13 protein-coding genes and 1 pseudogene are annotated in these 19,410 nt (G+C 69.4%); 6 read left to right on the top strand and 8 right to left on the bottom strand.

Annotated features, from left to right (window positions below; genetic code table 11):
• Positions 1 to 144: 144 nt before the first annotated feature.
• Positions 145 to 1,912: pseudogene (gene arc, locus AC2RP6_RS30395) on the bottom strand (proteasome ATPase).
• 264 nt (positions 1,913 to 2,176) lie between these two features.
• Between arc and AC2RP6_RS30390 the strand changes: the two are divergent.
• Positions 2,177 to 2,497, top strand: coding sequence for a ferredoxin (locus AC2RP6_RS30390; protein WP_486449070.1), 321 nt, complete (start codon positions 2,177 to 2,179; stop codon positions 2,495 to 2,497).
• Between the two features lie 4 nt (positions 2,498 to 2,501).
• Here AC2RP6_RS30390 and AC2RP6_RS30385 read toward each other — a convergent pair whose 3' ends face one another.
• From AC2RP6_RS30385 to AC2RP6_RS30375, 3 genes are all read right to left on the bottom strand, one after another.
• Positions 2,502 to 3,119, bottom strand: a complete 618-nt coding sequence (locus AC2RP6_RS30385) for a hypothetical protein (protein WP_486449069.1) — start codon at positions 3,117 to 3,119, stop codon at positions 2,502 to 2,504.
• A gap of 187 nt (positions 3,120 to 3,306) precedes the next feature.
• Positions 3,307 to 4,203: a tRNA (adenine-N1)-methyltransferase gene (locus AC2RP6_RS30380; protein WP_030770348.1), complete on the bottom strand. Its 897-nt coding sequence runs from the start codon at positions 4,201 to 4,203 to the stop codon at positions 3,307 to 3,309.
• A gap of 18 nt (positions 4,204 to 4,221) precedes the next feature.
• Entirely contained in the window at positions 4,222 to 5,355 is a 1,134-nt protein-coding gene (locus tag AC2RP6_RS30375) for a site-2 protease family protein (RefSeq protein WP_486450507.1), read from the bottom strand.
• Positions 5,356 to 5,578: 223 nt separating this feature from the next.
• Between AC2RP6_RS30375 and AC2RP6_RS30370 the strand changes: the two genes are divergently transcribed.
• Both AC2RP6_RS30370 and AC2RP6_RS30365 read left to right on the top strand, forming a co-directional pair.
• Positions 5,579 to 6,469, top strand: a complete 891-nt coding sequence (locus AC2RP6_RS30370; RefSeq protein WP_486449068.1) for a RecB family exonuclease — start codon at positions 5,579 to 5,581, stop codon at positions 6,467 to 6,469.
• Positions 6,470 to 6,646: 177 nt separating this feature from the next.
• Positions 6,647 to 7,318, top strand: a complete 672-nt coding sequence (locus AC2RP6_RS30365) for a response regulator (RefSeq protein ID WP_366682059.1) — start codon at positions 6,647 to 6,649, stop codon at positions 7,316 to 7,318.
• Positions 7,319 to 7,452: 134 nt separating this feature from the next.
• On the opposite strand, the gene AC2RP6_RS30360 is transcribed toward AC2RP6_RS30365, so the two are convergent.
• From AC2RP6_RS30360 to metH, 4 genes are all read right to left on the bottom strand, one after another.
• Positions 7,453 to 9,036, bottom strand: coding sequence for an ABC transporter substrate-binding protein (locus AC2RP6_RS30360; protein WP_486449067.1), 1,584 nt, complete (start codon positions 9,034 to 9,036; stop codon positions 7,453 to 7,455).
• Positions 9,037 to 9,107: 71 nt separating this feature from the next.
• Positions 9,108 to 10,712, bottom strand: a complete 1,605-nt coding sequence (locus AC2RP6_RS30355; RefSeq protein WP_486449066.1) for an ABC transporter substrate-binding protein — start codon at positions 10,710 to 10,712, stop codon at positions 9,108 to 9,110.
• Positions 10,713 to 11,307: 595 nt separating this feature from the next.
• A complete protein-coding gene (locus AC2RP6_RS30350; protein ID WP_486449065.1) occupies positions 11,308 to 12,009 on the bottom strand; it encodes an HAD family hydrolase in 702 nt (233 codons plus the stop codon).
• A 111-nt stretch (positions 12,010 to 12,120) separates the two neighbouring features.
• Complete coding sequence (gene metH / locus AC2RP6_RS30345; RefSeq protein ID WP_486449064.1) at positions 12,121 to 15,630, bottom strand: methionine synthase; 3,510 nt, start codon at positions 15,628 to 15,630, stop codon at positions 12,121 to 12,123.
• A gap of 274 nt (positions 15,631 to 15,904) precedes the next feature.
• Here metH and AC2RP6_RS30340 point away from each other — a divergent pair, with 274 nt between their 5' ends.
• The 3 genes from AC2RP6_RS30340 (at position 15,905) to glpK (ending at position 19,375) form a co-directional block, all read left to right on the top strand.
• Positions 15,905 to 16,672, top strand: coding sequence for an IclR family transcriptional regulator (locus AC2RP6_RS30340; RefSeq protein ID WP_486449063.1), 768 nt, complete (start codon positions 15,905 to 15,907; stop codon positions 16,670 to 16,672).
• 314 nt (positions 16,673 to 16,986) lie between these two features.
• Entirely contained in the window at positions 16,987 to 17,769 is a 783-nt protein-coding gene (locus tag AC2RP6_RS30335; protein WP_486449062.1) for an MIP/aquaporin family protein, read from the top strand.
• 79 nt (positions 17,770 to 17,848) lie between these two features.
• Entirely contained in the window at positions 17,849 to 19,375 is a 1,527-nt protein-coding gene (gene glpK, locus AC2RP6_RS30330) for a glycerol kinase GlpK (protein WP_366682063.1), read from the top strand.
• Positions 19,376 to 19,410 lie beyond the last annotated feature (35 nt).

The raw sequence follows: 19,410 nt of genomic DNA, 5'->3' as shown, positions 1-19,410 counted from the left end.
GAGCCTAGAACCACTGCGCGCTCGTGGGGAGATCATTTCCGTCATTGAATCTGCCCTGTCACCGGCTGGAATACGGCCGGTCAATAGGTCGGGTAAAGCAGTCGGCTGCGGATGCCCGGGGAGGGCATCCGCAGCCGCTCCGGTTCAGAGGTACTGACCGGTGTTCGCCACCGTGTCGATGGAGCGTCCGGTGTCCGCGCCTTGCTTTCCGGTGACGAGCGTACGGATGAATACGATCCGCTCGCCCTTCTTGCCGGAGATTCGGGCCCAGTCGTCCGGGTTGGTGGTGTTGGGAAGGTCCTCGTTCTCCTTGAACTCGTCCACGCACGCCTGGAGGAGGTGGGAGACCCGGAGGCCCTTCTGGTTGTGTTCGAGGAAGGCCTTGATGGCCATCTTCTTGGCACGGTCGACGATGTTCTGGATCATCGCGCCCGAGTTGAAGTCCTTGAAGTAGAGGACTTCCTTGTCGCCGTTGGCGTACGTGACCTCGAGGAAGCGGTTCTCCTCGCTTTCGGCGTACATCTGCTCGACGACGGTCTGGATCATGCTGTGGACGGTGCCGGCCGTGGAGCCCTGGTGTTCGGACAGGTCGTCCGTGTGCAGGGGCAGCGAGGCCTTGAGGTACTTCGCGAAGATGTCCTTCGCGGCCTCGGCGTCCGGACGCTCAATCTTGATCTTCACGTCGAGGCGGCCGGGGCGCAGGATGGCCGGGTCGATCATGTCCTCGCGGTTGGAGGCGCCGATGACGATGACGTTCTCCAGGCCCTCCACGCCGTCGATCTCGGCGAGGAGCTGCGGGACGATGGTGTTCTCGACGTCGGAGCTGACTCCGGATCCGCGGGTGCGGAAGAGGGATTCCATCTCGTCGAAGAAGACGATGACGGGGGTGCCCTCGCTGGCCTTCTCGCGGGCCCGCTGGAAGACCAGGCGGATGTGCCGCTCGGTCTCGCCGACGTACTTGTTGAGGAGCTCGGGGCCCTTGATGTTCAGGAAGTACGACTTGCCCTGGGCCTGTCCGGTCACTTCGGCGACCTTCTTGGCAAGGGAGTTGGCGACGGCCTTGGCGATGAGCGTCTTGCCGCAGCCGGGCGGGCCGTAGAGCAGGATGCCCTTCGGGGGCCGCAGTTCGTGTTCCTTGAACAGGTCGGGGTAGAGGTAGGGGGAGCTCGACCGCGTCGCGGATCAGCTCGATCTGGTCGCCCAGGCCGCCGATCTTGTCGTAGTCGATGTCCGGGACCTCTTCGAGGACGAGGTCCTCGACCTCGCTCTTGGGGACGACCTCGTAGACGTAGCCGGAGCGGGGTTCGAGCAGGAGGGCGTCGCCGGGACGGATGGTGATGTCCAGGAGCGGCTCGGCGAGCCTCACCACCCGTTCCTCGTCGGTGTGCCCGACGACCAGGGCGCGCTCGCCGTCCTCGAGGATCTCCTTGAGGGTGACGATGTCCCCGGCCCGCTCGAATTCCATGGCCTCGACCACGTTGAGGGCCTCGTTGAGCATGACCTCCTGGCCGCGCCGGAGGTCTTCCGGGTCGACGCTGGGGCTGACGTTCACGCGGAGCTTTCGGCCTCCGGTGAAGATGTCGACGGTGCCGTCCTCGTTCGCCTGGAGGAAGACACCGAAGCCTGCCGGCGGCTGTGCGAGCCGGTCGACTTCTTCCTTGAGGGCCACGATCTGGTCCCGGGCCTCACGGAGGGTATTCGCCAGTCGTTCGTTCTGTGCGGAGACGCCGGCCAGATTTGTCTGGAGCTCGACGATCCGCTCTTCGAGAATCCTCGTGTGTCGCGGAGAGTCGGCGAGCTTACGTCGCAGGACGGCGATTTCCTGCTCGAGATAGGCAACCTGGCCGGCGGGGTCCTCGGACCCTCGCGCGGGCCGGATGCCGCGGTTGATGTCGTCGTCGTGGGCTGCCACGGTCCTCACCTCCTCCAAGGGGAGCTGGACGCTTCCTGACCCTACCTGGGCTGGTGGTGATTGAAACCCCTAGATCACAAAGACGATAGAGGTGTGTCCGATCTTCACCCTTGCGTACTCCCTCACGCCAAGGAAATACCCACCCATCAAACTCGGGAAGCAGCCGGTTGTAAGGTCGAAGTGTTCAACACCCGTCAGGGCCCGTGCGACTTGCTGCGGCTTGTGACCGGGATGGATCACTCACCGCAGGGAACGGCAGGAGATATGACCGTGCAGCAGGAGGCTCCGACGGGCGGCACCGGTGGGGCCGGCGAGCCGCTTGAGGTCTGGATCGACCAGGACCTCTGCACCGGGGACGGCATCTGTGCGCAGTACGCGCCGGAGGTGTTCGAGCTGGACATCGACGGTCTGGCGTACGTGAAGAGCGCGGACGACGAGCTTCTGCAGGAGGTGGGGGCGACCACTCCGGTGCCGCTGCCGCTGCTCCAGGACGTGGTGGACTCGGCGAAGGAATGTCCGGGCGACTGCATCCACGTGAGGCGCGTTTCGGACGGCGTGGAGGTCTTCGGTCCGGACGCGGAGTGACGTTTCAAACACTCCTGGCGGCCGAGTCCGTCAGCTCCTGGCGGAATTTTCCGTCGCTCCAGCGCCACTTGGCGAGCTGCTTCTTGTCGGGGCAGCAGCGGGGGACCTCGGGGCCGGAGTAGCCGAGCAGGCTCGCGGTGACCGTGCGGTCGCGCACGGTGAGTTCCGTCGCGGTCTGGCGCTGCGGGGTGTCCAGGAGGGTGGCGACGACGCGGGGGCGTGAGCCTTCGGCGGGCGTCTGGGTGAGGACGTAGAGGGCGTGCGGCGGTGTTCCGGAGCCTGCGTCGCAGCGGACGGCCGCCACGGTCTCGGGGCGGCCGTCGCCGTCGAGGTCGCCCTGGGCGGTGGCGGTGACGGTCCGGGGTGCGCCCTTGCAGTCGAGGGGGTAGGTGGCGGCCGCGGCGTCGGGGGCGGTGGCCCCGGGGCCTTTCGACGCGGGTTCCTCGGCGGCGGTGGCGGTGGTGCCGGCGGCGTCGGCGGGGGTGCCGGTGGCCGGCTGTACGAGTCCCGCCGCCGCGATGACGCCGGCCAGGGCGGTGGCCGTGGCGAGCCAGTGGAGGGGCCTGGTCCGGGTGTGGGCCGGGGTGTCCTGGGGTGCCTGCGTGGCGGGGGTGTGCAGCACGCGGGGTGTCTCCTGTGCGAAGGGTGACGGGGAGCCAGCATCGTGCCACACCTCACACGGGGGTGGAACGGCAGGGTCCGGAGTCGGTGCGCGGACAACGAAAAGGCGCTGCGGCGCAGTTCCCCCGGGTCGGGGGGAACTGCGCCGCAGCGCCTTCGTGTTGGGTCGGCGGGCGGTCCTGGGCGGGTTACGCGGAACGGTCGCTGCCGGGGCCGTCGTAGTCCTCGCCGTAGGCTCCCTTGGCGGGGCGGCGGCGGCGCATGGGGGGCTCGACGCCGTCGGCGAGGCGGCGGGCGGTGACGAGGAAGCCGGTGTGGCCGATCATGCGGTGGTCCGGGCGGACGGCGAGGCCCTCGACGTGCCAGTTGCGGATCATCGACTCCCACGGCTGCGGCTCGGCGAAGCAGCCGATTTCGCGGATGGACTCGACGGTCTTGGACAGCTGGGTGGTGGTGGCCACGTAGCAGCAGAGGATGCCGCCGGGGACGAGGGCCTTGGAGACGGCGTCCAGGCATTCCCAGGGGGCGAGCATGTCGAGGATGACGCGGTCGACGTCGGTGTCGGACAGGTTGTCCTGGAGGTCGCCGACGGTGAGCTGCCAGGCCGGGTGGGGGCCGCCGAAGTAGCGTTCCACGTTGGCGGTGGCGATCTCGGCGAAGTCCGCTCGGCGCTCGTAGCTGTGGAGCATGCCCTGGTCGCCGATGGCGCGCAGCAGGAAGCTGCTGAGGGAGCCGGAGCCCACGCCCGCTTCCACGACGCGGGCGCCGGGGAAGATGTCGGCGAAGGCCAGGATCTGGCCCGCGTCCTTGGGGTAGACCACGGCGGCGCCGCGGGGCATGGACAGGACGTAGTCGGGGAGCAGGGGGCGCAGCGCGAGGTACGCGACGTTCCCCGTGGTACGGACAACACTGCCTTCGGGAGCACCGATCAGCTCGTCGTGGGGGAAGGAACCCTTGTGGGTGTGGAAATTCTTCCCGGCTTCGAGCGTGAACGTGTAGTGGCGGCCCTTGGGGTCGGTGAGCTGAACCTGGTCCCCGACCTTGAAGGGCCCGCGTCGGCGGGCGGCACCGGTCGGTTCGGACATGTGACCAGTGTATTGGCTTCAGGAGTGGGGCCGTGCCATGGCCTTCACGAAGGCTTTTTCGACGTCGAGGGTGGACAGGACGCCGTAGATGGAGCCGCCGGGGTCGAGGACGAGGTATTCGGTGGCGGGGGTGGCGCGGAGGTGGTCGAGGAGTTCTTCGCCGGTGAGGTCCGAGGAAACCTTCATGCCGTCGGTGAGGTCCTGGGCGAGGGTGCTGACGGCGACCCAGGGGCGGCGGTGTTCGGGGACGGAGGCGATGGCGCTCTCGCGGACGATGGCGGTGGGGTCTCCGTGGCCGTCGACGACCACGAGGGCGCGGGCTCCGGCTTCGTTGGCGCGGCGGAGGGCCTCGGAGAGGGGGGTGGTGTTCTCGACGGGGATGGCGCGGCGGGTGAGGCTGCGGGCGCGCAGTTCGGGGAGGTGTTCGCGCAGGCGGGCCATGCGCAGGCTGTTGCCGGCGCCGGTCCAGATGATGGCGGCCAGGATGGCGGCGAGGAGGGCGTCCATGACGGTGTCCATGCCGCCGATCTCCTCGGTGCGGTTGCCGAGGAGGCCGGTGTGGGTGAGGAGGGGAAGTCCGAGGAGGACGGCGACGGCGAGGGCGCGGCCGACCCAGGCGGCGGCGACGGTTCCTGCCATGGGTTTGCCGGTGATGCCCCAGATGACGGCGCGGAGCATGCGGCCGCCGTCGAGGGGGAGGCCGGGGAGCAGGTTGAAGGCCGCGACGAGCAGGTTGGAGATCATGAGGCCGGCGAGGAGGACGCCGGGGACGCTGGCGGGGTCGACGGCGTTCATGCCGAGGTAGAAGGCTGCGGCGAGGAGGAGGGAGAGGAGGGGGCCGACGAAGGCGAGGACGAATTCGCGGCCGGGGGTCTCGGACTCCTTCTCGATCTCCGAGACGCCGCCGAAGAACTGGAGCTGGATGCGGCGGACGGGGAGTTTGAAGCGGAGGGCGGCGACGGTGTGGGCGAGCTCGTGGACGAGCACGGAGGCGTAGAAGGCCACGGCGAAGAAGAGGGAGACGAGGTAGCGCACGGGTCCGAGGTCGGGCAGGACCCGGTCGAGCTGGTCTCCGAAGACCCAGGTGATGAGGGCGGCGACGAGGAACCAGCTGGGTGAGACGTAGACGGGCACGCCGAAGGGGCGGCCCATGAGGAGTCCGCCGCCCGGTCCGGAGCGCCGCTTTCGGCGCTCGTCGGTCTGGTCGGTGTCTGCCACGTCTGTCCTTCGTTCGGTGCCGGGGGTTCGCGTGTGGTTCTCGTGGTGTGCGGCGCGGTGTGTGCAGCGCTCGGTGATGCTCCGATCATGCAGTGCGAGGGGGCCCGGCGTCGATGGTATGCGCGTGCTGTCGGTCGCGGGTCGTAGGGTTTTGTCCATGACGACGAGCCCCGGTGCCGTGCCCGGCGCGGCCGAAGCCGCCAGCCCCAGCGCTGTGGCGCCCTCTTCGCTCTCTCCTTCCCGGGCGAGCGATTTCATGCAGTGTCCGTTGCTGTACCGGTTCCGGGTGATCGACCGGCTGCCGGAGAAGCCGAGTGCCGCGGCGACGCGGGGGACGCTGGTGCACGCGGTGCTGGAGCGGCTCTTCGATCATCCCGCGCAGGAGCGGACGGCGCCGCGGGCGAGGGAGCTGGTCCCCGGGCAGTGGGACCGGTTGCTGGGGTCTCGGCCGGAGCTGGCGGAGCTGTTCCCGGAGGGGGACGGGGGGGTGGGGCTGGCGCGGTGGCTGACGGAGGCGGAGGCGCTGGTCGAGCGCTGGTTCACGTTGGAGGACCCGACGCGGCTGGAGCCGGTGGAGCGGGAGTTCTTCGTGGAGACGGAGCTGGAGTCGGGGCTGCGGCTGCGCGGGATCATCGACCGGGTGGACGTGGCGCCGACGGGTGAGGTGCGGATCGTCGACTACAAGACGGGGAAGGCGCCGCGTCCGGAGTACGCGGAGGGCGCGCTGTTCCAGATGAAGTTCTACGCGCTGGTGGTGTGGCGGCTCAAGCAGGTGGTGCCGAGGCGGCTGCAGCTGGTGTATCTGGGCAGTGGGGACGTGCTGACGTACGACCCGGTGGTGTCGGACCTGGAGCGGGTGGAGCGCAAGCTGCTCGCGCTGTGGGAGGCGATCGGTGAGGCGACGCGGACGGGTGAGTGGCGGCCGCGGCCGACGAAGCTGTGCGGCTGGTGCGATCACCAGGCGTCGTGTCCGGAGTTCGGGGGTACTCCCCCGGTGTACCCCCTTCCGGTGGTGCCGCGGCCCGGGGGTGCTTCGGCGGGCAGCTAGGAACGGGGGGCGCGGCGCGGGGTCCGGGCGCGGGTGCCGGGGCCGGGTGCCGGGGCCGGGTGCGGGTGCCGGGCGCAGGTGCCGGGGCCGGGTGCGGGGGCGGGATTCCTTGATCGTCGGGTCAGGGCAGAATGGGCGTGTCCGCCGCGTCCGTCCGACGAATACGAGGTATCGCCCGTGGCCATCCGCGTTCTTCTGGTCGACGACCAGCCACTGTTGCGCACCGGCTTCCGGATGATCCTGGAGGCGGAGGAGGAGCTGGCGGTGGTCGGTGAGGCCGGGGACGGCCTGCAGGCGCTGGACCAGGTGCGGGCGCTGCAGCCGGACGTGGTGCTGATGGACATCCGGATGCCGCGGATGGACGGGGTCGAGGCGACGCGGCAGATCACCGGGCCGGGCCGGGACGGTCCGGCGAAGGTGCTGGTGCTGACCACGTTCGACCTGGACGAGTACGTGGTGGAGGCGCTGCGGGCGGGGGCGAGCGGGTTCCTGCTGAAGGACGCGCCGGCCAACGAGCTGGTGCAGGCGATCCGGGTGGTGGCGGCGGGTGAGGCGATGCTGGCCCCGAGCATCACGCGGCGGCTGCTGGACAAGTACGCGGGGCACCTGCCGTCGGGTGAGGACCGGGTCCCGGACACGCTGGGGACGCTGACCGAGCGCGAGGTCGAGGTGCTGAAGCTGGTGGCGCGGGGGCTGTCGAACGCGGAGATCGCGGCGGACCTGTTCGTGAGTGAGACGACGGTCAAGACCCACGTGGGGCACGTCCTGACGAAGCTGGGGCTGCGCGACCGGGTGCAGGCGGCGGTGTACGCGTACGAGAGCGGTCTGGTCCGGCCGGGCGCGCAGTAGCCCGTACCCGTGGGGCCGGGCGCCGCCGGAGGCGGTTCCGGGGACGGGTCGAGGGGCCGCGCGCGCGGCGCGACGTCGCCAGGACGTCGCGCGGCTGCGTGCGGCCCCTCGGTGTGTCCGGGGCGCGGTCCGGGTCAGCCCTTGCTGATCTCCCAGAAGCGGAAGACCGTCGAGGCGTCCAGGGACCACTGCAGGCCGTTGACGTTCTGGCGGGTGACGGCGTACTGCTTGCCCTGCCAGAGCGGGAGGAGCGGGAGCTCGTCGGCGACGATGTCCTGGAGGCGGTTGTAGTCGGTGTTGGCCGCGGTGCGGTCGGACTTCGCGGAGGTCGACGGGATGATCGTCCCGGTGATCTCCTTGTTGTCGTAGTTGTTGTTCAGGACGTTGCCCGGGCCGAAGAACGGCTGGGTGAAGTTGTCGGCGTCCGGGTAGTCGGGGACCCAGCCCTTGACGTAGATGCCGTACTTGCCGGCCTGGATGTCCTTGTCGTACTGCTCGTACTCGACGGACTTGACGTCGGCTTCGAAGAGGCCGCTGTCGTTGAGCTGCTTGGCGATGACCTCGAACTGCTGGTCGGTGGAGGGGCCGTAGCGCGAGGGGGTCGAGTAGAGGGTGACCTTGACCTTGCCGGTGATGTTGGCGGCCTTGAGGACGGCCTTGGCCTTCTCGGGCTGCGGGGTGCCGCCGTAGCGGTCGAAGAACGGCGTGGTGTGGCCGGCGATGCCGGTGGGGACGATGGAGTACAGGGCGGTGGCGGTGCCGGCGTACACGTCCTTGACGAGGGCTTCGCGGTCCACGAGGTAGGCGATGGCCTTGCGGACGGGGAGCTTGCCGACGACCGGGTCGTTCATGTTGAAGACCATGTGTTCGACTTCGGCGCCGGTGCCCTGGACGACGTCGACCTTCTCGTCGCCGGTCTTGCTGGAGGCGAGGGCGGCGATGTCCTTGGCGGCGAGGCCGCGGAAGGCGAAGTCGACGTCTCCGCTTTCGAGGACGGTCTTGAGGCCGGCCTGGTCCCCGTTGAAGAACTTCAGGGTGACGCCGGTGTTCTTCGCCTTGGCCTTGCCCGTGTAGGACTCGTTGACGGAGAAGGTGGCGCTCTTCTCGCTGAAGGAGTCGAGCTTGTAGACGCCGGAGCCGACGGCCTTGTTGTCGGTGCGGAGCTTGTCGGCCGGGTACTCGCGGTGGTCGACGATGGAGCCCGCACCCGAGGCGATCTTGCTCGGGAAGGTGGCGTCGGAGGTCTTCAGGCGGAAGACGACGGTCTGGTCGTCGGGGGCGTCGATGCCGGCGATCGAGGCGAGCATGACGGCGGGGCCGTTCTCGTCATTGATCTTCAGCGTGCGCTCGAAGGAGTACTTGACGTCCTTCGAGGTGAGCTCGTTGCCGTTGCTGAACTTCAGGTCCTTCTTCAGCGTGCACTTGAAGAGCTTGCTGTCGCCGCCCTCGAAGCCGCAGGTCTGGGCGGCGTCGGGCTCGGGGGTGGTGCCGCCCTTGGGGAAGCTCAGCAGCGACTGGAAGACGTTGTTGAAGAGCAGCCAGGAGCCCGGGTCGTAACCGGACGCCGGGTCGGTGGACTTCACCTTGTCGGATATGCCCATGACCACGCCCTTGCCGCTGCCGGCATTGGAGCCATCGGTCGAACCGCAACCGCTGAGCAGCGCGGCGGCGGTGGCCGCGCCGAGCGGGGCCGCCAGCCACTGGTTACGTCGATTCACGCGAACGTCCTTCACAGTCGAACTGTTTCGTTGCTCCGGCCCGCGACACCCGCTGCCGGTCTCTGCCTTGCTCAGCCGCTTACGCCGCGGCCGAGCTCCCACAACTGGAGGTCGGAGATGGCGTTGACCGACCACTCCACTCCGGTGATCCCGTCGCGTGCGGCGACGTACTGCTTGCCCTGCCACAGGGGCAGGACGGGTACGTCCTCGGCGACGATGTCCTGCATCTCCGTGACCGCGGGGGCGGCGACGTTGCGGTCGACCGCGCGCCGGGACTCGGGGAGGAGCCTGGTGCGCACCGTGCTGTTGGCGTACGGCGTGCCCAGGAAGTTGTCCTGCTCCAGGAACGGGGCGAGGAAGTTGTCGGCGTCCGGGTAGTCGGGGAACCAGCCGAGCCCGTAGGCGGCGTGGTCGCCCTTCTTCTGCGCGGGGCGGAACTGCGACCACTCGCTGCCCTGGACGGTGATGTCGAAGAGCTGGGTGGAGTTGAGCTGGGCCTTGAGGGCCTCGAACTCGGCGGCCGTCCCGTCGCCGTAGTGGTCGCTGGTGTAGTGCAGCGTCAGCTTGACCGGCGTCTTGATCCCGGCGTCCTTCAGCAGGGCGGCGGCCTTCGGCGTGTTGGCGTCGCCGTACTTGTTGTAGAAGGAGTTGACGTGGCCGGTGACGCTGGTGGGGACCAGCGAGTAGAGCGGCTGGGCGGACTTGCCGTAGACCTTGGAGATCAGCGCGTTGCGGTCGACGGCCGCGGCGAGGGCCTGGCGGACGGCCTTGTCCTTGACGACGGGCGCGTCGGTGTTGAAGCCGAGGTAGCGGATCTCCAGGCCGGGCATCGGGACGAGCTTGACGCCCTTGGGCGGGTTGGCGCTCAGCTCGTTGGTCTGGGCCGGCGACAGGGTGCGGGAGACCACGTGGATCTTGCCGTCGGTGAGGGCCTTGCCCATGGCCGCGGAGTCGGGGAAGGTGCGCAGCTCGACCTTGTCGTTCTGCAGCTTGAGGTCGCCCTTGTAGTGCGGGTTCTTGCTGAAGACGGCGCGGACGAGGTGGTTGTCCTTGACCTCGGCCTTCATGGTGTAGGGCCCGGAGCCGTCGACTTCGAAGCCCTCGCGGAGCTTCTTGGCGTCGTAGTCCTTCTCGCTGACGATGCCGGCGGCGGGGGTGGAGAGCTTGAAGGGGAAGGTCGCGTCCGGGGTCTTCAGGTGGAAGACGACGGTGTCCTCGCCCTTGACCTCGACGTTGTCGAGGGTGGAGAGGAGCGAGGAGGGGCCGTTCTCGTCCTTGATCGCGAGGACCCGGTCGATGGAGAACTTGACGTCCTTGGCGGTGAGCGGGTCACCGCTGGCGAACTTCAGGCCCGGGCGCAGGGTGCAGCGGTAGCTCTCGTTGCCCGAGTCGGTGAAGCGGCAGGCGGAGGCCGCTTCGGGGACGGGCTGGCCGCCGCCGCGGGGGGTGTGCATCAGCGTCTGGACGGTCTGGCGCAGGATGTTCCAGGCGCCGGCGTCGTAGGCGTAGGCGGGGTCGAACGGGGCGGGAGCGAAGTCGGCGGCCTCGAACCGGTCGGTGGTCCCGACGACGATCGCCGCGGATCCTGCTCCTCCGCCGCTCGCGGTGCCGCATGCGGCCAGCGCGGGGGTGAGCAGTCCGGCCGCGGCCGTCAGCACCATGGTCTTGCGGTTCATGCTGGAAGTACTCCCTGTAACCGGCACTTGCTCAAAGCGGTGTGGAGGGCACTTCGCGGCGGTCGCCCGTTCGGGGCGGAACGATCGGGCCGGTGGTGTGACGATCGGTCCACGCGGTTCCGGCACAGGGGTGTGTGTCCGGGACGGCTGGGTGCGGCGCAGTGCCCGGCTCGACACTAGTGGTCCGGGGCGGGATGGCTGGAACTGGCCGGACTTGGGGCGTAATCGCACCGTGATCGTAGCGAACTGCCTGTTCACAGGCAGGGCTCCGCAGATTCGGTCAGGAGCTGATCAATGTGGACACATGGGTAGCCGCGAGGGCGTCCGGACAGGCCCGTCGGGGGTGTGACGCGTGACCAAGGTCACCCTGCGCAACGGCCCCGGAGGGGATGGAATTTCAGCCTCCGAGGCTGTCGACGGAAGATCCTTCCGTCGAGGCGCCGCTCAACAGGGTTCCGTTCGGTACGGAGCGTGTTCAGGGAGTTCCGGTGCGTGGCAATGCATACCGATGTAGGGCAGTGCATGCCGATGTGTCCCCTCGGATGGGCACCGGTCCCGGCGGAGCCGAGGGCTCCGTCCCGGCGGAGCCGAGGGCTCAGTTCATCGGGACGATGAGGGAGCGCAGGAACTCCAGGTCGACGTCCTCCAGCGAGCGGACGACGGTGCGGCCGGGAGCCGGTTCGATCACACCCACCGAGGGGACGGCCACGACCCGGCAGCCCGCGGCCTCGGCGGCCGCCACGCCGGTGCTGGTGTCCTCGATGACGGCGCACCGCGAGGGGTGGGCGCCGAGCGTCCGCGCCGCGAGCAGGTACGGGTCGGGGTGCGGCTTGGTACGGGCGACCTCGTCGCCGGCCACCGTCAGGGTGAAGCGGTCGCGGCCGAGGGTGAGCAGCACCCGGTCGATGACCCGGCGGTGGGAGGCGGAGACGAGGGCGGTGGGCACGTTGTGCCGGGCCAGCTCGGCCAGCAGCCGCTCCGCGCCCGGCATCAGGGGGACGCGGTCGGCGATGCGGGCCTCGAAGCGCTCGTTGAGCAGGACGCTCAGCTCGGCGATGCCGATGGCGGCACCGGTCGCCTCGATCAGGAAGCCCGCGCTGCGGGTCATGGGGCCGCCGACGACCACGTCGCGCCAGGCGTCCTCCAGGCGGTGGCCGAGCTCGCCGAAGACCTCCGCCTCGATCTCCCACCAGAAGCCCTCGGTGTCCACCAGGGTGCCGTCCATGTCGAGAAGCACCGCCTGCAGGGCCGAGCCGTCGGCCGTGCGGGTGACGGGGGCGGGAACGGTGCTCGTCATGCGCGTACCTCTCGGAGGGGACGAGAAGGCCGGTCACCTCTTCCCACGGGGCATCCCCCGGGGAACAGGCGACCGGCCTGTATGGGACCGACAAGTGTACGTCGGCGGAGCTCAGCGTGCGTTGAAATACTTCGCTTCGGGGTGGTGGATCACGATCGCGTCCGTCGACTGCTCCGGGTGGAGCTGGAACTCCTCCGAGAGGTGGACGCCGATCCGCTCCGGCTGCAGGAGGTCGGCGATCTTCGCGCGGTCCTCCAGGTCGGGGCAGGCGCCGTAGCCTAGGGAGAAGCGGGCGCCGCGGTACTTGAGGTCGAACATGTCCTCGACCTTGGCCGGGTCCTCACCGCCGAATCCGAGCTCGGCGCGGACGCGGGCGTGCCAGTACTCGGCCATGGCCTCGGCCAGCTGCACGGAGAGGCCGTGCAGCTCCAGGTACTCCCGGTAGGAGTCGGACTCGAAGAGCTTGGCCGTGGCCTCGCCGATCTTCGAGCCGACGGTGACCACCTGGAGGCCGACGACGTCGGTCTCGCCGGACTCCTCGGGGCGGAAGAAGTCCGCGAGGCACAGCCGGCGGCCGCGGCGCTGGCGCGGGAAGGTGAAGCGGGTCCGCTCGTTGCCGTCGTCGTCGAGGATGATCAGGTCGTCGCCCTTGGAGACGCAGGGGAAGTAGCCGTAGACGACGGCCGCCTCCAGCAGGTTCTCGGTGTGCAGCTTCTCCAGCAGGCCGCGCAGGCGCGGGCGGCCCTCGCTCTCGACGAGCTCCTCGTACGTGGCTCCGCCCGCGCGGGCCTGCTTGAGGCCCCACTGGCCCTTGAAGAGGGCTCCCTCGTCCAGCCAGGAGGCGTAGTCCTTGAGCGGGATGCCCTTGACCACGCGGGTGCCCCAGAAGGGCGGGGTGGGCACCGGGTTGTCGACGGACACGTCCGAGCGGCCGCCCGGCTCCTCGGGCTCCTCCACCTGGAGGGGGGTGTCCCGCTTGGCGACGCGGCGCTGCTTGAGCTCGGGCAGGGTCGCGCCGGGCACGCCGCGCTTGACGGCGATGAGGGCGTCCATCAGGCGCAGGCCCTCGAAGGCGTCGCGGGCGTAGCGGACCTCGCCCTCGTAGATCTCGTGGAGGTCCTGTTCGACGTAGGCGCGGGTGAGGGCGGCGCCGCCGAGGATCACCGGGTAGTCGGCGGCCAGCTTGCGCTGGTTCAGCTCCTCCAGGTTCTCCTTCATGATCACGGTCGACTTCACGAGCAGGCCGGACATGCCGATGACGTCGGCCTTGTGCTCCTGGGCGGCTTCGAGGATCGCGGAGACGGGCTGCTTGATGCCGATGTTGACGACGTTGTAGCCGTTGTTGGTGAGGATGATGTCGACGAGGTTCTTGCCGATGTCGTGGACGTCGCCGCGGACGGTGGCGAGGACGATGGTGCCCTTGCCCTCGTCGTCCGTCTTCTCCATGTGGGGTTCGAGGTAGGCCACCGCGGACTTCATCACCTCGGCGGACTGCAGGACGAAGGGGAGCTGCATCTGGCCGGAGCCGAAGAGCTCGCCGACGACCTTCATGCCCTCCAGGAGGGTGTCGTTGACGATGTCGAGGGCCGGGCGGGTCCGGAGGGCCTCGTCGAGGTCGGTCTCCAGGCCGTTCTTCTCGCCGTCGATGATGCGGCGCCGCAGGCGCTCCTCCAGGGGCAGGGCGAGGAGTTCCTCGGCGCGGCCGGCCTTGAGGGACTTGGTGTTGACGCCCTCGAAGAGGGCCATCAGCTTCTGCAGCGGGTCGTAGTCGCCCTCGCGCCGGTCGTAGATCAGGTCGAGGGCGGTGGTGACCTGCTCCTCGTCGAAGCGGGCGATCGGCAGGATCTTGGAGGCGTGGACGATGGCGGAGTCCAGGCCGGCCTTGACGCACTCGTCGAGGAAGACCGAGTTCAGCAGGACGCGGGCGGCCGGGTTGAGGCCGAAGGAGATGTTGGACAGGCCGAGGGTGGTCTGCACGTCCGGGTGGAGCCGCTTGAGCTCGCGGATCGCCTCGATCGTGGCGATGCCGTCCTTGCGGGACTCCTCCTGGCCGGTGCAGATGGTGAAGGTCAGGGTGTCGATGAGGATGTCCGACTCGCGGATCCCCCAGTTGGCCGTGAGGTCCTCGATGAGGCGTTCGGCGATGGCGACCTTGTGCTCGACGGTGCGGGCCTGGCCCTCCTCGTCGATGGTGAGCGCGATGAGCGCGGCGCCGTGCTCCTGGGCCAGCCGGGTGACCTTGGCGAAGCGGGAGTCGGGGCCGTCGCCGTCCTCGTAGTTCACGGAGTTGATGACCGCGCGGCCGCCGAGCTTCTCCAGGCCCGCCCGGATGACGGGGACCTCGGTGGAGTCCAGGACGATCGGCAGGGTGGACGCGGTGGCGAAGCGGCCGGCCAGTTCCTCCATGTCGGCGACGCCGTCGCGGCCGACGTAGTCGACGCAGAGGTCGAGCATGTGCGCGCCCTCGCGGATCTGGTCGCGGGCCATCTCGACGCAGTCGTCCCAGCGGGCCTCCAGCATGGCCTCGCGGAACTTCTTGGAGCCGTTGGCGTTGGTGCGCTCGCCGATCGCCATGTACGAGGTGTCCTGGCGGAAGGGCACGGTCTGGTAGAGCGAGGCGGCGCCGGGCTCGGGCTGCGGGTCGCGCGGGACGACGGCCGTGCCGCGGACGCGCTCGACGACCTGGCGCAGGTGCTCGGGGGTGGTGCCGCAGCAGCCGCCGACCAGGGAGAGGCCGTACTCGCGGACGAAGGTCTCCTGGGCGTCGGCCAGCTCGGGGGCGGTCAGCGGGTAGTGCGCGCCCTGCTTGGTCAGGACGGGCAGGCCGGCGTTGGGCATGCAGGAGAGCGGGATGCGGGCGTTGCGCGCGAGGTAGCGCAGGTGCTCGCTCATCTCGGCCGGGCCGGTGGCGCAGTTCAGGCCGATCATGTCGATGCCGAGGGGCTCCAGGGCGGTCAGGGCCGCGCCGATCTCGGAGCCGAGCAGCATGGTGCCGGTGGTCTCGACGGTGACGGAGCAGATGAGCGGGACGGTGACGCCGAGCGCCTCCATGGCGCGGCGGGCGCCGATGATGGAGGACTTGGTCTGCAGGAGGTCCTGGGTGGTCTCGACGAGCAGCGCGTCGGCGCCGCCGGAGATCAGGCCCTCGGCGTTGGTCTGGTAGGCGTCGCGGATCTGCGCGTAGGTGATGTGGCCGAGGGTGGGCAGCTTGGTGCCCGGACCCATGGAGCCGAGGACCCAGCGCTGCTGTCCGGTGGAGGCGGTGAACTCGTCGGCGACCTCGCGGGCGATGCGCGCGCCGGCCTCGGAGAGTTCGAAGTTGCGTTCGGCGATGTCGTACTCGGCGAGGGCCGCGTAGTTCGTGCCGAAGGTGTTGGTCTCGACGCAGTCCACGCCCACCGAGAAGTACGCCTCGTGGACGGAGCGCACGATGTCGGGGCGGGTGATGTTGAGGACCTCGTTGCAGCCTTCGAGCTGCTGGAAGTCCTCCATGGTGGGGTCCTGCGCCTGGAGCATCGTTCCCATGGCTCCGTCGGCGACGACCACGCGGGTCGCGAGCGCCTCCCGGAGGGCATCGGCCCGGTTCTGGGTGTCGGCGGGCGGGTTCGGCAACGAGGCCATGGAGTGCTCCCTGGGATGCGACGGCTGTCGGCTTTGCACCCCCGCTGTGTCAAGGGTGCACGCGGCCAGCGTAACCGCGAGGCACCCGCCCCGGTGTGGGTGTCCCACGTGGCGGACTGCATTCTGTGGCGGGGGCTTGCCGCAGGTGTCCCGGTGGCGGTACGGCGAACAGATCTCCTACGGTGCGCGAGGTCGGCATCGACCGATACTGTTCAGCATTGTCGAACCACATCAAGATGGTCGTAGATACCGAAGGTCAGCAGGAGGCTGCGCGATGGCACGGAACATCCAGTCGCTCGAACGAGCCGCTGCGATGCTGCGACTCCTGGCGGGCGGCGAACGCCGGCTGGGGCTCTCGGACGTGGCGTCCTCGCTGGGCCTGGCCAAGGGCACGGCCCACGGCATCCTGCGCACCCTGCAGGCCGAGGGCTTCGTCGAGCAGGACCCGGCGTCGGGCCGCTACCAGCTGGGCGCCGAGCTGCTGCGCCTGGGCAACAGCTACCTGGACGTGCACGAGCTGCGCGCCCGCGCCCTGGTGTGGACGGACGACCTGGCCCGGGCGAGCGGCGAGAGCGTGTACGTGGGCGTGCTGCACCAGAGCGGGGTGCTGATCATGCACCACGTCTTCCGGCCCGACGACAGCCGCCAGGTACTGGAGGTCGGGGCCATGCAGCCGCTGCACTCCACCGCGCTGGGCAAGGTGCTGTCCGCGTACGACCCGGTCGCGCACGCCCAGGCGATGGAGGTCGAGCGGGACCCGTTCACCCCCCGCACGGTCACGGACGCGACCGGCTTCGAGGAGATCCTCGGGCTGACCCGGGCGCGCGGCTGGGCCGCGGACGTCGAGGAGACGTGGGAGGGCATCGCCTCCGTGGCGGCGCCGATCCACGACCGGCGCCGCATGCCGGTGGGCGCGGTGGCGGTCGCGGGCGCCGTGGAGCGGGTGTGCGGCGACTCCGGCGAGCCCCGGGCGGCCCTCGTGGCCTCGGTGCGGGACTGTGCGCGCGCGGTTTCACGCGATCTCGGCGCAGGCCGGTTCTGACCTCCCTTTAACAGGCTCCGGCCGTCACCTGGCCCCCTTCTGCCCATTTTTCGCCATATCTCGACCTTGAGATGGCCGGATTTGGCTGATCGCACGTGCTGGTAACGATCCGACACATTGGCCTGGCCGACCCTTGACGCATTCTTCACCTGGGCGGAAAACTGCCGTTCACCGGTCGACATTGTCGAACACCTACCGGCAATACGCGCTAGGATGCGACAAGGCCAAGGACCGGTGCAGCACTCACCGAGTGCGCGGAACCACCGGAGGGACCCGGGTTCCGCCCACCCCTGGACGTACGTAAGGAGTCGCGGGTGTCCAGCTCCGACATCTTCATCGGCGAGACCATCGGTACCGCCCTGCTCACTCTGCTCGGCGGTGGCGTCTGCGCCGCAGTGACGCTCAAGAGCTCCAAGGCCCGCAACGCGGGCTGGCTCGCGATCACCTTCGGCTGGGGCTTCGCCGTCCTGATCGCGGCCTACGTCTCCGCGCCGCTCTCCGGAGCGCACCTCAACCCGGCGGTCACCGTCGGCCTCGCCGTCAAGACCGGCGAGTGGGGCGACACCCCCGTCTACTTCGCCGGCCAGCTGCTGGGCGCCATGCTCGGCGCGGTGGTGATGTGGGTGACCTACTACGGCCAGTTCCGCGCACACCTCTCCGACCCCGAGCACATCCGCGACGCCAAGCTCGGTCCGGAGGACCCGCACCCGCACGACGTGGCCGGCCCCGTGCTCGGCGTCTTCTCCACGGGCCCCGAGATCCGCAACGTCGTGCAGAACCTCGCGACCGAGATCATCGGCACCGCCGTGCTCGTCCTGGCGATCCTGACCCAGGGCCTGCAGGACGGCGGCAAGGGCCTCGGTGTCATCGGTGTCCTGATCACGTCCTTCGTGGTCGTCGGCATCGGCCTCTCCCTGGGCGGCCCGACCGGTTACGCCATCAACCCGGTCCGCGACCTCGGCCCCCGAATAGTCCACGCCCTGCTGCCGCTCCCCAACAAGGGCGGCTCCGACTGGGGATACTCCTGGATCCCGGTGGCCGGCCCGCTCGTCGGTGCCGTGCTCGCCGGCGGTCTTTACAACATCGCGTTCGCCTGATCAGCATCTGCCGCGCTCGTAAGATCCGCACCGCACTCCTGATTCCGCCTACTCACCAGACCTGCCAGGAGCAGCCATCATGACCAGCAGCACCGGCCCCTTCATCGCCGCGATCGACCAGGGCACCACCTCCTCCCGCTGCATCGTCTTCGACCGCGACGGCCGCATCGTCGCCGTCGACCAGAAGGAGCACGAGCAGATCTTCCCGAAGCCGGGCTGGGTCGAGCACGACGCCACCGAGATCTGGACCAACGTCCAGGAGGTCGTCGCCGGCGCCATCGCCAAGGCCGAGATCACCGCCGCCGACGTCAAGGCGATCGGCATCACCAACCAGCGCGAGACCACCCTGCTGTGGGACCGCCACACCGGCGAGCCCGTCCACAACGCGCTCGTCTGGCAGGACACCCGCACCGACGCCCTGTGCAAGGAGCTCGGCCGCAACGTCGGCCAGGACCGCTTCCGCCGCGAGACCGGCCTGCCGCTGGCGAGCTACTTCGCGGGCCCGAAGGTGCGCTGGCTGCTCGACAACGTCGAGGGCCTGCGCGAGCGCGCCGAGGCCGGCGACATCCTCTTCGGCACCATGGACTCCTGGGTCATCTGGAACCTCACGGGCGGCGCCCAGGGCGGTGCGCACGTCACCGACGTCACCAACGCCTCGCGCACCATGCTCATGAACCTGCACACCCTCGCCTGGGACGAGAAGATCGCGGAGTCGATGGGCGTCCCGCTCAACGTGCTCCCCGAGATCAAGTCCTCCGCCGAGGTCTACGGCCACGTCAAGGACGGCGTCCTCGCCGGTGTCCCGGTCGCCTCGGCGCTCGGCGACCAGCAGGCCGCCCTCTTCGGCCAGACCTGTTTCGCCGAGGGCGAGGCGAAGTCCACGTACGGCACCGGAACGTTCATGCTCATGAACACCGGCGACAAGATCATCAACTCCTACAGCGGCCTGCTGACCACGGTCGGCTACCAGATCGGCGACCAGAAGCCGGTCTACGCCCTGGAGGGCTCCATCGCCGTCACCGGCTCGCTCGTCCAGTGGATGCGCGACCAGATGGGCCTGATCAAGTCCGCGGCCGAGATCGAGACCCTGGCCCTCTCCGTCGAGGACAACGGCGGCGCCTACTTCGTCCCGGCCTTCTCCGGCCTGTTCGCCCCGTACTGGCGCTCCGACGCCCGCGGTGTGATCGCCGGCCTCACCCGGTACGTCACCAAGGCGCACATCGCCCGTGCCGTCCTGGAGGCCACCGCCTGGCAGACCCGCGAGATCACCGACGCCATGACCAAGGACTCCGGCGTCGAGCTCGCCGCCCTCAAGGTCGACGGCGGCATGACCTCCAACAACCTGCTGATGCAGACGCTCTCGGACTTCCTGGACGCCCCCGTGGTGCGCCCCATGGTCGCCGAGACCACCTGCCTCGGCGCCGCCTACGCCGCCGGCCTGGCCGTCGGCTTCTGGCCCGACACCGACGCCCTGCGCGCCAACTGGCGCCGCGCGGCGGAATGGACCCCGCGGATGCCCGCCGAGCAGCGGGACCGCGAGTACAAGAGCTGGCTCAAGGCCGTGGAGCGTTCCATGGGCTGGGTCGACGACGAAGACGCCAGCTGATCCGCACCAGCTGAGTCAATCGACGAGGAGCTGAA

Source organism: Streptomyces sp. WAC03905, assembly GCF_057371075.1.
This window is presented reverse-complemented; position numbering and strand designations above follow the sequence as displayed.

What these genes read in the sequence shown, in the direction of transcription:
- AC2RP6_RS30355 (WP_486449066.1), bottom strand. Translation starts at nt 10,712, where the DNA reads ATGAACCGCAAGACCATGGTGCTGACGGCCGCGGCCGGACTGCTCACC.
- AC2RP6_RS30380 (WP_030770348.1), bottom strand. Translation starts at nt 4,203, where the DNA reads ATGTCCGAACCGACCGGTGCCGCCCGCCGACGCGGGCCCTTCAAGGTC.
- AC2RP6_RS30390 (WP_486449070.1), top strand. Translation starts at nt 2,177, where the DNA reads ATGACCGTGCAGCAGGAGGCTCCGACGGGCGGCACCGGTGGGGCCGGC.
- metH (WP_486449064.1), bottom strand. Translation starts at nt 15,630, where the DNA reads ATGGCCTCGTTGCCGAACCCGCCCGCCGACACCCAGAACCGGGCCGAT.
- glpK (WP_366682063.1), top strand. Translation starts at nt 17,849, where the DNA reads ATGACCAGCAGCACCGGCCCCTTCATCGCCGCGATCGACCAGGGCACC.
- AC2RP6_RS30340 (WP_486449063.1), top strand. Translation starts at nt 15,905, where the DNA reads ATGGCACGGAACATCCAGTCGCTCGAACGAGCCGCTGCGATGCTGCGA.
- AC2RP6_RS30370 (WP_486449068.1), top strand. Translation starts at nt 5,579, where the DNA reads ATGACGACGAGCCCCGGTGCCGTGCCCGGCGCGGCCGAAGCCGCCAGC.
- AC2RP6_RS30375 (WP_486450507.1), bottom strand. Translation starts at nt 5,355, where the DNA reads ATGGGCCGCCCCTTCGGCGTGCCCGTCTACGTCTCACCCAGCTGGTTC.
- AC2RP6_RS30350 (WP_486449065.1), bottom strand. Translation starts at nt 12,009, where the DNA reads ATGACGAGCACCGTTCCCGCCCCCGTCACCCGCACGGCCGACGGCTCG.